The sequence below is a fragment of the Paracoccus sp. AK26 genome, from assembly GCF_011801365.1.
In the GTDB taxonomy this organism is placed as follows: domain Bacteria; phylum Pseudomonadota; class Alphaproteobacteria; order Rhodobacterales; family Rhodobacteraceae; genus Paracoccus; species Paracoccus aerius.
The window spans coordinates 658,325-671,630 of the sequence record NZ_CP041041.1 but is presented as its reverse complement, the minus strand read 5'-3'; the positions used below and the strand labels follow the sequence as shown (position 1 = coordinate 671,630).

The 13,306-nt window shown below is 64.9% G+C and carries 17 protein-coding genes; 10 read left to right on the top strand and 7 right to left on the bottom strand.

The window, feature by feature from the left end:
• Positions 1–21 precede the first annotated feature (21 nt).
• The 4 genes from FIU66_RS03270 to FIU66_RS03255 form a co-directional block, all read right to left on the bottom strand.
• Complete coding sequence (locus FIU66_RS03270) at positions 22–792, bottom strand: division plane positioning ATPase MipZ (RefSeq protein ID WP_167621377.1); 771 nt, start codon at positions 790–792, stop codon at positions 22–24.
• Between the two features lie 111 nt (positions 793–903).
• Entirely contained in the window at positions 904–1,788 is an 885-nt protein-coding gene (locus tag FIU66_RS03265) for a DMT family transporter (protein ID WP_167623373.1), read from the bottom strand.
• Between the two features lie 32 nt (positions 1,789–1,820).
• The gene (locus FIU66_RS03260) at positions 1,821–2,390 is read right to left on the bottom strand and encodes a peroxidase-related enzyme (RefSeq protein ID WP_167621376.1); all 570 of its coding nucleotides are present in this window, start codon (positions 2,388–2,390) and stop codon (positions 1,821–1,823) included.
• A 55-nt stretch (positions 2,391–2,445) separates the two neighbouring features.
• Positions 2,446–3,291, bottom strand: coding sequence for a LysR family transcriptional regulator (locus tag FIU66_RS03255; protein ID WP_167621375.1), 846 nt, complete (start codon positions 3,289–3,291; stop codon positions 2,446–2,448).
• Between the two features lie 99 nt (positions 3,292–3,390).
• On the opposite strand from FIU66_RS03255, the gene FIU66_RS03250 reads away from it, so the two are divergent.
• From FIU66_RS03250 to rpmE, 9 genes are all read left to right on the top strand, one after another.
• A complete protein-coding gene (locus tag FIU66_RS03250; protein WP_167621374.1) occupies positions 3,391–3,978 on the top strand; it encodes an FMN-dependent NADH-azoreductase in 588 nt (195 codons plus the stop codon).
• A gap of 125 nt (positions 3,979–4,103) precedes the next feature.
• Entirely contained in the window at positions 4,104–4,514 is a 411-nt protein-coding gene (locus FIU66_RS18315) for an energy transducer TonB (RefSeq protein ID WP_370528940.1), read from the top strand.
• 183 nt (positions 4,515–4,697) lie between these two features.
• The gene (gene ffh / locus FIU66_RS03240) at positions 4,698–6,194 is read left to right on the top strand and encodes a signal recognition particle protein (protein WP_167621372.1); all 1,497 of its coding nucleotides are present in this window, start codon (positions 4,698–4,700) and stop codon (positions 6,192–6,194) included.
• Positions 6,194–6,499 carry a chorismate mutase gene (locus FIU66_RS03235; RefSeq protein WP_167621371.1) on the top strand — a complete coding sequence of 102 codons (306 nt, stop codon included), beginning with the start codon at positions 6,194–6,196 and terminating at the stop codon, positions 6,497–6,499. Before ffh ends, FIU66_RS03235 begins: the two co-directional genes overlap by 1 nt.
• Before the next feature lie 43 nt (positions 6,500–6,542).
• Entirely contained in the window at positions 6,543–6,899 is a 357-nt protein-coding gene (gene rpsP, locus FIU66_RS03230) for a 30S ribosomal protein S16 (protein WP_167621370.1), read from the top strand.
• A gap of 49 nt (positions 6,900–6,948) precedes the next feature.
• A complete protein-coding gene (gene rimM, locus FIU66_RS03225) occupies positions 6,949–7,449 on the top strand; it encodes a ribosome maturation factor RimM (protein ID WP_167621369.1) in 501 nt (166 codons plus the stop codon).
• Complete coding sequence (gene trmD, locus FIU66_RS03220) at positions 7,446–8,318, top strand: tRNA (guanosine(37)-N1)-methyltransferase TrmD (RefSeq protein WP_167621368.1); 873 nt, start codon at positions 7,446–7,448, stop codon at positions 8,316–8,318. The genes rimM and trmD overlap by 4 nt, the downstream gene beginning before the upstream one ends.
• Complete coding sequence (gene rplS / locus FIU66_RS03215; protein ID WP_167621367.1) at positions 8,315–8,698, top strand: 50S ribosomal protein L19; 384 nt, start codon at positions 8,315–8,317, stop codon at positions 8,696–8,698. Before trmD ends, rplS begins: the two co-directional genes overlap by 4 nt.
• Positions 8,699–8,709: 11 nt before the next feature.
• Entirely contained in the window at positions 8,710–8,931 is a 222-nt protein-coding gene (gene rpmE / locus FIU66_RS03210; protein WP_167621366.1) for a 50S ribosomal protein L31, read from the top strand.
• A 139-nt stretch (positions 8,932–9,070) separates the two neighbouring features.
• On the opposite strand, the gene FIU66_RS03205 is transcribed toward rpmE, so the two are convergent.
• A complete protein-coding gene (locus FIU66_RS03205) occupies positions 9,071–11,029 on the bottom strand; it encodes a protein meaA (RefSeq protein WP_167621365.1) in 1,959 nt (652 codons plus the stop codon).
• 209 nt (positions 11,030–11,238) lie between these two features.
• Between FIU66_RS03205 and ccrA the strand changes: the two genes are divergently transcribed.
• Entirely contained in the window at positions 11,239–12,531 is a 1,293-nt protein-coding gene (gene ccrA / locus FIU66_RS03200; protein ID WP_167621364.1) for a crotonyl-CoA carboxylase/reductase, read from the top strand.
• Between the two features lie 61 nt (positions 12,532–12,592).
• Here ccrA and FIU66_RS03195 read toward each other — a convergent pair whose 3' ends face one another.
• Both FIU66_RS03195 and FIU66_RS03190 read right to left on the bottom strand, forming a co-directional pair.
• Complete coding sequence (locus tag FIU66_RS03195) at positions 12,593–12,796, bottom strand: hypothetical protein (RefSeq protein ID WP_167621363.1); 204 nt, start codon at positions 12,794–12,796, stop codon at positions 12,593–12,595.
• Positions 12,797–12,961: 165 nt separating this feature from the next.
• A complete protein-coding gene (locus FIU66_RS03190) occupies positions 12,962–13,168 on the bottom strand; it encodes a hypothetical protein (RefSeq protein ID WP_167621362.1) in 207 nt (68 codons plus the stop codon).
• Between the last annotated feature and the right edge of the window lie 138 nt (positions 13,169–13,306).

Genomic DNA, 13,306 nt, shown 5'->3' with positions numbered 1-13,306 from the left:
ACGCGTCGCGATGACGCGTGCCTAGAAATTGACCTCGACACCCGGCAGGTTCAGTTCCCCGATCAGGTCGCGCAGTTCCTGCCGCGCGGCGATGTTGGACATCGACAACTGTTCGGTGCCGATGTCCTTGAGGTCCAGCAGCGTCAGCCCGCGCGGGAAAAGCTCGCGGAAGATGACGCGTTCTGAAAAGCCGGGCGCCACGCGAAAGCCGATGCGTTTGGACAGCGCCTGCAATGCGCCACCGACCTTGCGCTTGTTGTGCATCTGCTGCGTGCCCAGTCGGTTGCGCAGCACCAGCCAGTCGATGGGCCCCGCCCCGGCCTGCCCGCGCATCTGCCGGGCGGACCAGACCATCTCGGCATAGATCGACGGGCCGAGGATCTTGCCTTCCGGCGACAGCCGCGCCAGCAGGTCGAAATCCACGAAGCTGTCGTTCATCGGCGTGATCAGCGTGTCGGCCAGCGTATGGGCCATCTGGCTAAGCTTGGTATGGGAACCGGGGCAGTCCAGCAGGATGAAGTCGCAGGTCTTTTCCAGTTCGGTCAGGGCGGGCGTCAGCGGGTCGCCGCCCTCGCCCATCGTGCCGATCACGGGCATGGGCAGGTCCAGCCCTTCTCGCGCGGCGAAATGGGCGCGGTTTTCCAGGTAGCGGCCAAAGCTGCGTTGGCGCACGTCCAGGTCCAGGCCGCCGACGCGGTGGCCCATGCGGACAAGCGCCGTCGCCACATGCATCGAGGTGGTGGACTTGCCCGACCCGCCCTTTTCGTTGCCAACGACGATGATATGCGCCACGAAGCCGCCCCTTGCCGTCCCTTCATCCGGGGCGGACCCTAGCGGGGCCGTGGGACGAAAGAAAGCGGCGCCCCAGCGATCGGGGCGCGGGTGATGCGCGAAGGACGCGGGTCAGTTGGCCCGCACCGGCCCCGTTGCCGGTTCGTCCGTTTTCAGCAGCAGCGCCAGGGCGGCCAGGGTCGCCAGGATACCGGGCAGCAGGACGGGGCCGGGCAGCCCTTGGCCCAGGGCCGCCTCGGACAGGATCACCCAGATCGGCGTCAGATAGGTATAGGCCATCACCTTGGCGGCAGGCAGCCGCATCGCCGCGTATTGGACCAGCAGGGTCGAAAAGGCACTGGCGAAGATCGCGACATAGAAGATCGTGATCCAGACGACCGCCGGAAGCTGACCCCAAGCGGTCGAGGTCAGCGCGCCCCAGCCCCAGGCAGCCGTCAGCAGCCCGCCCGCCACCAGCGTCCCCAGGCTGGAGATCAGCGGCCCCTCGTTCCGGCTCAGCTTGCGGACCAGGGCCGCGTAAAGGGCGTGCAGCGCGCAGCCGATGAAATAGATGGCCTCGCCGCGCCCGATCTCCATCCGCATCAGCGCCGCCGGATCGCCGCGAAAGATCACCCACAGCGCCCCCGCCCCGCCTAGGGCTAAGGCAAGCGCCAGATGCCCCGTCATCCGCTGGCGCAGCAGCAGCCAGCCAAAGCCCGCAGCCATGATCGGCGTCAGGGTGAAGACGGCGCTTGCCGCGACGGCGGGGGCGGTCTTCAGCCCCTCGAACATCAGCACGAAATATCCGGCGAAGGCGCCGCCCAGCAGAAGGTATCGCCAGGGCGCCTCGACCAGCGCGCGCGGCCTGCCCCGCCCGGGCATCAGGAACGCGATCCCGGCCAGCACGCCCGCCGCGATGATGAAGCGTGCGACCGTGATCGCCGCCGGGTCGATCAGGTTCGCGGCCCGGACACCCAGCGAGAAGGATCCGGCGACCAGGGCCGAAAACAGCAGCATGGCCGCATGGCCGTGCAGGGCGTCGGTGCGGTTCACGTCCGGCCCAGCATGTAGAACTCGTCGTTGGCGCGGAAATCGCCCGCGTTGGCCATGCGGTTCGACATGCCGAAAAAGGCCGCGATGGCGCCGATGTCCCAGATCTCGTCCGCGTCAAAGCCCGCCTCGCGCAGCGCCTGGTGGTCGGCATCCCCGATCTGATGGGCCGCGACCGTGACCTTTTCGGCATAGGCCAGCATCGCGCGCTGACGATCCGTCAGATCCGCCTTGCGCCAATTGATCGCCACCTGGTCGGCGATCAGCGGGTTCTTGGCGCGGATGCGCAGGATCGCGCCGTGGGCGACAACGCAATACTGGCAGTTGTTGATGCCGCTGACTGCGACAACGATCATCTCGCGCTCGGCCTTGGACAGGCCGATATCCTTGTCCATCAGCGCCTGGTGATAGGCGAAGAAGGCGCGGAATTCGTCGGGGCGGTGCGCCAGGGCCAGGAAGACATTGGGGACGAAGCCCGACTTCTCGGCCACCTTGGCGATGGCGTCCTGCATGTCCTGGGGCAGCGTCGAAAGCTCGGGCACCGGGAAGCGGCTGATGGGATGGGTCATGACGGGTTCCTCCTGCGCGGCAGCTTGGCCTGCGGCTTGCAGACTGTGAAGGGGGTCACGCATCGCGCAGCGCCGCGACCGCCGCCTGGACCTTGGGGCTGCGGTGCAGGTCCACATGGGTGACCAACCACAGCCGCGATTCCCATTCGGGCAGGGCCATCACCTCGACCAGGCCTTCGGCGCGGGACGGCGGCAAGGGGCCGATGGCAAGGCCCGCACGGATCACCGCCTCGCGCGCGGTTTCGTCGCCCGAGGTCAGGACAACCTGCGCAGGGTCGATCCTTTCCTGAAGCCAACGCATCAGGGGCGCGTTGCGCGACTGCGGCCCCATCAGGGCCAGCGGGTGGCCCCCGATATCCGTCACGTCGCCATGCGCGGCAAGATATTCGGGCGAGGCATAGATCGGGTGGCGCAGGGCGCCCATCGGGCGGACGACGTAGTCAGGCTCGGTCGGCTGGCTGCCCGCGCGGATCGCGACATGCGCCTCTCCGGCGTCCAGGCGGAACAGGCGCACGTCGGTGACATAGTTGATCCGCAGGCCAGGATGCTGCCGCATCAGCCGGATCAGTCGGGGCATCACCAGATCGGCCAGTTCGGGCAGTGACGTCACCACCAGTTCGCCCTCGATCCGGTCGCCGCTGCCGGCAATCTGCGCGGCAAGCTGGGCAAAGCGTTCATCGGCGTCGCCCGCGACCTTCAGCATGACCTGCCCGGCTTCCGTCAGGGCATAACCGCGTGGGTGGCGCTGAAACAGCTTGACGCCCAGTTGCTGTTCAAGCCCGTCGATGCGCCGGATCACCGTGGCGTGGTGGACATCCAGCGCATGGGCCGCGGCGCTGACCGTTCCCGTGCGCGCAACGGCCAGCGCGATGCGGAGGTCGTCCCAGCTGTCAAAGCTCATGTGCATCCCCGCACAGATGATGCGCGTTTATCACCATTTCGTCCGGCTGCGCCTAGCCCTAAATCAGCATCAACGCACCGAAACTGAACGGACCTCGCCATGAACATCCTGCATCTCGACAGCGCCATCACGGGCGACGCGTCGGTCTCGCGCAAGCTGACGGCTGACATCGTGGCCAAGCTGACGGCTGCCAATCCCGAAGCCGCCGTGACCTATCGCGACCTGAACGACGGCGTCCCGACCATCGACAGCGCCTGGTTCAAGGCCGTGCGCATGGCCCCCGAAAGCCCGACGCCCGATCAGCAGCGCCTGATTGCGATCTCGGACGGCTATCTGGCCGAGGTTCAGGCCGCCGACGTGCTGGTGATCGGGCTGCCCGTCTATAACTTCAACCTGCCCGCGCAGTTGAAGAACTGGCTGGACCAGATCGCCCGCGCCGGCAAATCCTTCCGCTATACCGCCGAAGGCCCCGAAGGCCTGCTGAAGGGCAAACGCGCCATCATCGCCTATAGCGCGGCGGGCACGCCCATCGGGTCCGAGTTTGACCACGCCTCGGGCTATATCCGCTTCATGCTGGGCTTCCTGGGCATCACCGATGTGGACTTCGTGGCGGCCGACCGCCTGGCGATGGACCGCGAGGCAGGCCTGGCCCGCGCGCAAGAGGCGCTGGAAAAGCTGGCTGCCTGAGCCATCAGAATGCAGGGTCGACACAGTGTTGGCCCTGCCTTGTGTTTTAATGATTTAGGCGTGGCGGCAATTTACAGATCAGTTATGGATATCCGGTAAGCTTCGAGCACCAAACGGATATTGGCATGGTTTCAAGATTTCTAGCCGCCTTCGCAGTTTTGTTCGTTTTGGTCGGCCCCATAACGATGCCTGCCCAGGCCCAGTCGTCCTTCGGGCGCCCCAGCGAGGCGGTTCCGCGGAACTCGCGTGAATGGTCAGATCAAACGCTCCAACACTTCCGTCGCGCGCTAAGTCGTGCAGACACGGCGCTGCATACTACGGGCGGCAACCGGCCTCATTCAACTGTGCTTGAGATCACCATCGCACACGATGGAAGCGTGATGACGGTGGAGGTTATGGAGTCCAGCGGAAATCGCGCAATGGATGCTGCCCTTGTTCGTCACTTCAGCCGGATAAAGGGCATCCCAGCCTTTACCCCAGACATGAACATTCCCAGCATCACGTTGGCCTTGCCGATCAGTACTAGGCGCGGTTGACTGGCCTGAATGAGGGCCGGCTTATCCTTGCTCTTGGATTGACTCTGGCGCCTGTTCCCCCTATGTGATCCCGGATTCCCGGAAGGATTGGCCTTCCGGTCCCTTCCTTGCGTGGGGATCGCCCTCCGTCAGCGCGTTGCGCCCACGGAGGCTGCAGTGTTTTGGACCGAAGGAGGCCCGGCGATGTTCGAGAACCTTTCCGACCGTTTGGGCGGCGTCTTCGACCGGCTGACCAAGCAGGGCGCCCTGACCGAGGACGATGTCACCGCCGCCATGCGAGAGGTCCGCGTGGCCCTGCTGGAGGCTGACGTCTCGCTGCCGGTGGCCCGCAACTTCGTCAAGTCGGTCACGTCGAAAGCCACCGGCTCTGCCGTCACCAAGTCGATCACCCCGGGCCAGCAGGTCGTCAAGATCGTCCACGACGAACTGATCAAGGTTTTGCAGGGCGAAGACGCGCCCGACGCGCTGCGCATCGACAACCCGCCCGCGCCGATCCTGATGGTCGGCCTGCAGGGCTCGGGCAAGACCACCACCACCGCGAAGCTGGCCCTGCGCCTGAAGGACCGCGAGAAGAAGCGCGTGCTGATGGCGTCCCTGGACACCAACCGCCCCGCCGCAATGGAGCAGCTGGCGATCCTGGGCAGCCAGATCGGCGTCGATACCCTGCCCATCGTTCCGGGCCAGACCGCCACTCAGATCGCAAGCCGCGCCAAGCAGCAGGCCTCGCTTGGCGGCTATGACGTGGTGATGCTGGACACCGCCGGGCGCCTGCATATCGACCAGACGCTGATGGACGAGGTGCAGGCCGTCCGCGACATCGCCCAGCCTCGCGAAACGCTGCTGGTCGTCGATGGCCTGACCGGCCAGGACGCCGTGAATGTCGCGACCGAGTTTGACCAGAAGGTCGGCGTATCCGGCGTGGTGCTGACCCGGATGGACGGCGACGGGCGCGGCGGTGCGGCTCTGTCGATGCGTGCCATAACCGGCAAGCCGATCCGCTTCGTGGGCCTGGGCGAAAAGATGGACGCCCTGGAAACCTTCGACGCGCAGCGCGTCGCGGGCCGGATCCTCGGCATGGGCGACATCGTGGCCCTGGTGGAAAAGGCCCAGCAGGTGCTGGAGGTCGAACAGGCCGAGCGCATGATGAAGCGCTTCCAGAAGGGTCTGTTCAACATGAACGACCTGAAAGGTCAGCTTGAACAGATGCAGAAGATGGGCGGGATGCAGTCCATCATGGGCATGATGCCCGGCATGGCCAAGATGGCCAAGCAGGCCGAGGCCGCGGGCATGGACGACAAGGCCATCGCCCGCCAGATCGCGCTCATCAATTCGATGACCAAGAAGGAACGGGCCAATCCCGACATGCTGCAGGCCAGCCGCAAGAAGCGGATCGCGGCCGGCGCAGGGATGGAGGTGTCGGAACTCAACAAGCTGCTGAAGATGCAGAAGCAGATGGCCGACACGATGAAGAAGCTGGGCAAGATGGGCAAGGGCGGGATGCTGAAGCAGGCCATGCGCGCCATGACCGGCAAGGGCGGCGGCCTTCCCGACCTAGAGAATTTCGATCCCGCCAAGATGGCCGAGGCGCAGAAGATGCTGCAGGATCCCAAGGGCCTGGGCGGTCAGTTGGGCAAGGCAGGCTTGCCGGGCGGTCTGTCCGGCATGTTCGGGAAGAAGTGATGGACGACCACACCGATCCCGCCGCCCGCGCCGCGGCCCTTTTGCGCGACCACCGCGCCAGCATCGACCGGCTGGACGCGATCATCGTCTATACGCTGGCCGAACGCTTCAAGCACACCCAGTCCGTCGGCCGCCTCAAGGCCGAACACGATCTTCCGCCGTCCGATCCAGCGCGGGAAGCGCAGCAGATCGAGCGGCTGGAACGCCTCGCGCGCGAGGCCGACCTCGACCCGGAATTCGCGCGCAAATTCCTCAACTTCGTGATCGCCGAAGTGATCCGGCACCACGAAACCTTCCAATCCTGACGGCGGGATCCCCGCCAAACCCGCCATTACAAGGAGAGAACCAATGGCAACGAAAATCCGTCTGGCCCGTGGCGGCAGCAAGAAGCGCCCGCATTACGCCATCGTCGTGTCCGATTCGCGCATGCCGCGCGACGGCCGCTTCCTGGAAAAGCTGGGCACCTACAACCCGCTGCTGGCGAAAGACAGCGAAGACCGCATCAAGCTGGACCTGGAGCGCGCCAAGCACTGGCTGGACCACGGCGCCCAGCCGACCGACCGCGTGGCCCGCTTCCTGGAAGCCGCTGGCGTGCGTGAGAAATCGACCCGCGCCAACCTGAAAAAGGGCGAGCCGGGCAAGAAAGCCACGGCCCGCGCCGCCGAAAAGGCCGCGAAAGCCGCCGCTCCGGCCGAAGCCGAGTGATCTGATCGGGCGGGGGGCACACCCCGCCCTTTTCGTCCGAGGGGACCGCATGTCACAAGACCGCATCTGCGTGGGCGCGATTGCCGGGGCCTTCGGGGTCCAGGGCGAGGTGCGGCTGAAAAGCTTTTGCACCGAACCTTCGGACATTGCGAAATACACCCCCCTGACGACGGAAGACGGCAAGCGCAGCTTCACCGTCCGGCTGACCCGACCGGTGACCGGGGGCCTTGGCGCGCGCCTGTCGGGCGTCGCCACCCGCGAGGATGCCGAGGCGCTGCGCGGCACGACCCTTTGGGCACCGCGCGATGCCTTGCCCTCGCTGCCCGACGACGAATTCTACCACGCCGACCTGATCGGGCTGGAGGTCGTGGATACCGGCGGCGCCGTTCTGGGCCGGGTGCGCGCGATCTTCGACCACGGCGCGGGCGACATCCTGGAAGTCGTGGGCGGCAAGGACGTGTTGCTGCTGCCGTTTACACGCGCAGTGGTCCCGACCGTGGACCTGACCGCAAGACGCATCGTCGCCGATCCCCCCGCGTCCGACGAATGACCGACAAGCCCAAGTCCCATGGCCGCCTGTCCATCAGCACCAGCCTGCGCCCGCGCGAGCTGATGGCGGAACCGCAGGTGCAGGGCGCCTGGACCGCCAGCATCGTCACCCTGTTCCCCGAGGCCTTCCCCGGCATCCTGGGCCTGTCCCTGACCGGCAAGGCCCTGGCGCAAGGCCTGTGGAACCTGCGCACCATTCCCTTGCGCGACTTCGGCATGGGCCGCCACCGCAATGTCGACGACACGCCCGCGGGCGGCGGCGCGGGCATGGTGATCCGCGCCGACGTGATGGACGCAGCCCTGCGCGAGGCGCGCCAGGGCCCGCCGCGCCCGGTGATCTACATGTCCCCGCGCGGCAAGCCGCTGACTCAAGGACGCGCCCGCGACCTGGCCCAGGGCAACGGCGTCACCCTGATCTGCGGCCGGTTCGAGGGCGTGGACCAGCGTGTCCTGGACGCCCACGACATCGAGGAAATCAGCATCGGCGACTATGTCCTGACGGGAGGAGAGATCGCCGCTCAGGTCTTGATCGATGCGACGGTTCGCCTTATACCGCGCGTGCTGGGGAATCATGACTCTCTGGCCGAGGAATCCTTTTCCATCGGCAACAGGGGGCTTCTGGAAGCCCCCCAGTTCACGAAGCCCGCCCAGTGGGAAGGCCGCGAGATACCGGAAGTTCTGCTGTCCGGCAATCACGCGGCCATTCATCGTTGGAGGGCCAGTGAAGCCGAAAGGCTGACAAAGGAACGCCGCCCCGACCTGTGGCGGGCATACCAGGACGGTATGGACCCGGCAAAGGACCGACAGCTCTCGGGCGCATCAGACCAATCGCGGGACCGCCGCGAGCATGACAAGGAACCCAGGCGATGAACCTGATTGCAGAACTCGAAGCCGAGCAGATTGCACAGCTCGGCAAGACCATTCCGGATTTCAAGGCCGGCGACACCGTGCGCGTCGGCTACAAGGTGACCGAAGGCACGCGTTCGCGCGTCCAGATGTATGAAGGCGTCTGCATCGCGCGCAAGGGCGGCAGCACCATCAGCGCCAGCTTCACCGTGCGCAAGATCAGCTTCGGCGAAGGCGTGGAACGCGTGTTCCCGCTGTATTCGACCAACGTCGACTCGATCGAGGTGGTGCGCCGCGGCAAGGTTCGCCGCGCCAAGCTGTACTACCTGCGCGACCGTCGCGGCAAGTCGGCCCGTATCGTCGAGAAAACCAACTACCGTCCGCTGTCCGACGCGAAAGCCTGAGGATCCTTCCGATGAAAAAAGAAATCCATCCCGATTACCACGCCATCGAGATCAAGATGACCGATGGCACCACCTACCAGACCCGCTCGACCTGGGGTGCGGAAGGCCAGACCATGACGCTGGACATCGACCCCACCGTGCACCCGGCCTGGACCGGCGGTTCGGCCAAGCTGATGGACACCGGCGGCCGCGTGTCGAAGTTCAAGTCGAAATACGCGGGCCTGGGCTTCTGATCGCCCTGCCCTACGGAATTGCAAAACGCCGCCCCGACCGGGCGGCGTTTTCATTTTGTGCCTCGCGGTCATCTTCTGCGTGAAAATATCCCACAGGGGGTCCGGTGACGCGAAGTCCCCCGGCGCTCGTGGGACGCAGTCACGCCGCCTCGACGCTGGGCTCTACCAGCGCCACGATGTCCATCATGATCGTGTTCAACTGGAAATCCTTGGGCGTATAGACCCGCGCCACACCCATGGCCCGCAGGCGTGCCGCATCCTCGTCCGGGATGATGCCGCCGACGATCACCGGGACATGGACCATCCCCGCCGCGCGGATGCGGGCCATCACGTCCTCGATCAGCGGCAGGTGACTGCCAGACAGGATCGACAGGCCGATGACATGGGCGTCTTCCTCGGCCGCGCGCGCCACGATCTGTTCGGGTGTCAGGCGGATGCCTTCATAGGTGATGTCCATGCCGCAGTCGCGGGCGCGAAAGGCGATCTGCTCGGCCCCATTGGAATGGCCGTCCAGCCCAGGCTTGCCCACCACGAACTTCAACCGGCGGCCCAGGCGGGCGCTGACGGCATCCACCGCCTCGCGGATCTCCTCCAGGCCTTCGGTCCGATTCGACGGGCTGGAGGATACGCCGGTCGGGCCGCGGTATTCGCCATGGACCTGCCGCATGATGCCCGCCCATTCGCCGGTCGTGGCACCGGCTTTCGCGGCGGCGATGGAATAAGGCATGACGTTCTCGCCCCGCCGCGCCGCATCTCGCAACGCGCCCAGCGCAAGCTGCACCGCGCCTTCGTCCCGCGCCTGCCGCCAGGCTTGCAACCGGGCGATCTGATCCTGTTCCACTGCCGGATCCACGACCATGATCCCGCCATCGCCCGCCATCAGGGGTGAGTCCTCGCCCCCTTGCCAACGGTTGACGCCCACCACGACTGTTTCGTTGCTCTCGATCCGACCCAGCCGCTCGGCATTCGATTCGACCAGCCGCGCCTTCATGTAGTCGATGGCGGCGATTGCCCCGCCCATGTCGTCCAGCAGGCGCAGTTCGTCGCGTGCGCCCCGCTTCAACTCCTCGACCTTTGCGGCGATCACTGGGTTGCCGTCGAACAGGTCGCCATATTCCAGCAGGTCCGTCTCGTAGGCGACGATCTGCTGCATCCGCAGCGACCATTGCTGGTCCCAGGGGCGCGGCAGGCCCAGAGCCTCGTTCCAGGCGGGAAGCTGAACCGCCCGCGCCCGCGCGTTCTTCGACAGCGTGACCGCCAGCATCTCCAGCAGGATGCGATACACGTTGTTTTCCGGCTGCTGTTCCGTCAGGCCCAGGCTGTTGACTTGCACGCCATAGCGGAAGCGGCGGTATTTCTCATCATCGATGCCATACCGCTCGCGCGTGATCTCGTCCCACAACTCGGTGAAGGCGCGCATCTTGCACATCTCGGTGACAAACCGGATGCCCGCATTCACGAAGAAGCTGATGCGGCCCACCATCTCGGGGAAGCTCTCGGCCGGAACCTTGCCCTTGAGGTCGTCCAGAACGGCGATGGCGGTCGCCAGGGCATAGGCCAGTTCCTGCTGCGGCGTCGCGCCAGCCTCTTGCAGGTGATAGGAGCAGACGTTCATCGGGTTCCACTTGGGCAGGTGTTCCCGCGTATAGGCCGCCACGTCCGTGATCATCGCCAGGGACGGCTTGGGTGGGCAGATATAGGTGCCGCGCGACAGGTATTCCTTGATGAGGTCGTTCTGAACCGTTCCTTGCAGCTTGGATACATCCGCGCCCTGCTCCTCGGCCACGGCGATATACAGCGACAGCAGCCAGGGTGCGGTCGCGTTGATCGTCATCGAGGTGTTCATCTGCTCCAGCGGGATCTGGTCGAACAGCGCCCGCATGTCGCCCAGGTTGCAGATCGGCACGCCGACCTTGCCGACCTCACCCCGCGCCAGCACATGGTCGCTGTCATAACCGGTCTGCGTCGGCAGGTCGAAGGCCACCGACAGGCCGGTCTGCCCCTTGGCCAGGTTGCCGCGATACAGGGCGTTCGATTTCTCGGCGGTGGAGTGGCCCGCATAGGTGCGGAACAGCCAGGGTTTGTCCTTTTGGGCCATCTTCTCCTCGCAACAATATTTCTGCTTGAAAAGCGATACCGAAAGAAAACTGCGCCGTCAATTCGCCGCAGCGCGGCGCGGAAGACTACCGCTTTGGACATTTTATTACTGTTTAGGCATCTATAATGTTGCATTCTTGCGCAACCATCAGCTACCTCTGGCGTCACACCGTGGCGATTCTGCGCCGCAGCAGATGACAGGAGAGATTGATGGCCCTCGATTCCCCCTCTTCGATCGCGCCCTACGAGGCGCCTGTTAAGGACTTGTACGAGATCGGCGAAATGCCGCCCCTGGGCCATGTGCCTGCCCGGATGCACGCCTGGGCGATCCGGCGCGAACGCCAGGGTAATCCGGATCAGGCCATGCAGCTTGAGGTCGTGGATACGCCCAGCATCGACAGCAACGAGGTTCTGGTCCTGGTGATGGCGGCGGGCGTGAACTACAACGGCATCTGGGCGGGCTTGGGGGTGCCGATCAGCATGTTCGACGTCCACAAGCAGCCCTATCACATCGCGGGATCGGACGCGTCGGGGATCGTCTGGGCGGTGGGCGACAAGGTTCGCCGCTGGAAGGTCGGCGACGAGGTCGTGATCCATTGCAACCAGGACGACGGCGACGACGAGGAATGCAATGGCGGCGACCCGATGTATTCGCCCACCCAGCGCATCTGGGGATACGAGACGCCGGACGGCAGCTTCGCCCAGTTCACTCGCGTCCAGTCCCAGCAACTGATGCCGCGCCCCAAGCACCTGACCTGGGAAGAATCGGCTTGCTATACCCTGACGCTGGCCACCGCATACCGGATGCTGTTCGGGCACGAGCCGCATGAACTGAAGCCCGGCATGAACGTGCTGGTCTGGGGCGCGTCGGGGGGCCTTGGGTCCTATGCGATCCAGCTGATCAACGCCGCGGGCGGCAATGCCATCGGTGTCATATCCGAGGAAGACAAGCGCGACTTCGTCATGGGCCTGGGCGCCAAGGGCGTCATCAACCGCAAGGAATTCAACTGCTGGGGCCAGTTGCCCACCGTGAACACGCCGGAATACAAGGAGTGGTTCAACGAGGTCCGCAAGTTCGGCAAGGCCATCTGGGACATTACCGGCAAGGGTAACAACGTCGACATCGTCTTCGAACATCCGGGCGAGGCGACCTTCCCCGTCAGCACCTTTGTCTGCAAGAAGGGCGGCATGGTGGTGATCTGCGCGGGCACCACCGGCTTCAACTGCACCTTCGACGTGCGCTACCTGTGGATGCACCAGAAGCGCATACAGGGCAGCCATTTCGCCCATCTGAAGCAGGCTTCGGCGGCGAACAAGCTGATGCTGGAGCGCCGGCTGGACCCATGCATGTCCGAGGTCTTCCCCTGGGCCGAGATTCCGGCAGCCCATGTCAAGATGATGAAGAACCAGCACAAGCCTGGCAACATGTCCGTGCTGGTCCAGGCGCCCACCACCGGCCTGCGCACCTTCGAGGATGCACTGGAAGCCCGCCGGGGCGCCTGACAGCCCGGGACCTGAACGGCGGGGCCGCCATGCGGCGGCCCTTCCGAAGCATCTGACCCTCTCAGATCTCGGCCTGGCGCCTGTCGAAGGCGCGGCATTTCCACTCGGCCACGGTTTCCTTGGGATGGCTTTCTACCCATTCGGCCATGACCTGCTGGCCATGCACCATGCAGGCCATGATGTTCGTTTCGGTGAAGATCAGGCTTCGGTCCTGACAGCTGGCAGGATCGGCTGACAGGCAACTGACAAACAGCAGTTCAATCATCACATCCTCCTTTTCCGTTCCTCCCAATGCGCAACAGGCATTCAGGATGAGGACATGATAGTTTTGCAGCCGTGATCCGGCCGTGAAAACGGAACAAAAATCTGGATATCAACCGATTTTTCGTCAGCAGCGTGCGAATCAGGCACGCCCGATGAAAAAGGCGGCCTAGATTGACCTGTCACCCTCTCCGGCGCGGCGACAGACCCAGGACTTGACCCAGTCATCCGGATGGGCGGCAACCCATCGCGCTAGTTCATGCTGGCCCGACAACATGCAGGTTTGCAGGCCGTTTCGGGGTTCAAACAGCAGGCTGTGTTCGGTGCAGCGTTGGGGATCGCTGATCAGGCAGGTGACGAAGAACAATTCGATCATCGCGCGTTCCTTTCGACGATCTTGTAATCACGCATGACCCGCAGGAAAGTTGCATGGTTGCGAGCTATTGGCCCGGTTCGTCGGCCAGGTCGGCCAAGTCGGGCGATCGGGTGTCCGGCCTCGCAGGCTTCGTCCGCC